This window comes from Acinetobacter sp. OYA S30, from assembly GCF_033599315.1.
Taxonomy (GTDB): Bacteria; Pseudomonadota; Gammaproteobacteria; order Pseudomonadales; family Moraxellaceae; genus Acinetobacter; species Acinetobacter baumannii.
In genome coordinates this window covers 1-1,363 of the sequence record NZ_JAWVAV010000109.1, presented here as the reverse complement: position 1 = coordinate 1,363, position 1,363 = coordinate 1, and the positions used below count along the sequence as shown (strand labels likewise).

Annotated in this window: 2 protein-coding genes; both read right to left on the bottom strand. The window is 52.0% G+C overall.

Translation table 11 applies throughout. From position 1 onward, the window contains the following. Nucleotides 1-1,082 (bottom strand): DUF6396 domain-containing protein (locus R5R67_RS19330; RefSeq protein WP_318755192.1); only part of this gene is annotated, 1,082 nt, incomplete at its 3' end. A 58-nt stretch (nt 1,083-1,140) separates the two neighbouring features. Further along, the coding region (locus tag R5R67_RS19325; protein ID WP_318755191.1) for a hypothetical protein at nt 1,141-1,363 on the bottom strand (223 nt) is incomplete at its 5' end.

Sequence of the window (1,363 nt, the reverse complement as noted above, 5' to 3'; positions counted from 1 at the left end):
AGGGCGACATCATCCTTATTAAAATGGGGTGACGAAGGCAGCGGCTTACCCGTTACCGGGTTTAACTGTTTTGCTTTTGCCAGCTCTGCAATAAGCGATTCACCCGGTTTGGCTGGCGGAATATTGGCCTTGCGCTCTTCCAGCCATTTTAGTTTACCGTCCCAGGCTGGCAGCGGTGCCGGTGGCAACGGCACAATGTCGTTGATTTCCGGGACAGTTGGACTGGCGTAGGAATAATCAGACAGGATTTTCCAGATTTTTTCATAGCGGAGTGCTCGCTCTTGATCTTTTTTCAACCCTAAGTAATCAAGTGTTTCTGACGGTTCAGGACCATTAAATCCACTGGCTAAAAAACTGGCTGCCCCCGGATTGCCAGCAGCAGTTCCTAGTTGAAATGACTCTATTGCTTCCTTATATTTTTTTTCTATCGCATAAATATTTCCTAATGAATTTGCAGCCACTCCCTCACCTTGTTCAGCAGCACAATGAAGCATCTGACGGGCAATATCCGGCGCCATTTGGACTGGAGATAATTTCTTCCCAACGTAAGCCTGAGCCTGTGCATTCCCCTCATCCGCGGCCTTGCGGTAATAACGCAGCGCCATCTCGTCATCCTGCTGTAATCCCGCAGCGCCGTGCTGCAGATAAACCGCGACAAAGTAATAACCTGAAGCCACACCGGCATCGATTAGCGCCTGGCTCATCCGCAGACGCTCAGCGCCGCTGAGATGGAAATGCCCCCGCATCGCACCATTCTGCAGATTAATATTGGCCCTGTAGTGCCCGTTCTCTGCCGCTATACGGTAAAGCCGTTCAATTTCTGCATCGACTTTTGCGTCTTCCTTTAACTGGTTATTCTTCTGCAGCCAGCGCGCGTACTTAAATAAAATCTCACTGTCCACAGAAGGCTGCGGAATATTTTCATGTTTGCAGGTAAACGCCAGCCGGGCATTGATCGTTGATAACGGGTCCACGGCGGGTTTATGGCCGGCCGGAGCGACCGTTGTCTGATCGCAGGCCGCGAGCAACAGGCAGGTCAGCAATACGCCTGCTGAACAGTATGTTCGTCTCGGTAATGACATTGTCTTTTATCCTTCCCTGAAATACCCGGGAATATCTTCCCGGGTTTAAGCCGGAGACTTACGCCTCTCCCACCAGCCGCCATTCCACTGCGCGTTCCTCACGCACCCGTTTATCACTGAACGGCCACGGACGCGGATGCAGCCTCTCAACAATATCCATCGGCATGGTTTCACCTTCGGCAAAGTAACGGATCTCTTCCTGACTGATACCCGTATGCGGTATCCAGGCGATCTGCCAGTAGCCGCTTTTCGGGCAGGCTTCACCGCTGCGGCACAGCAGC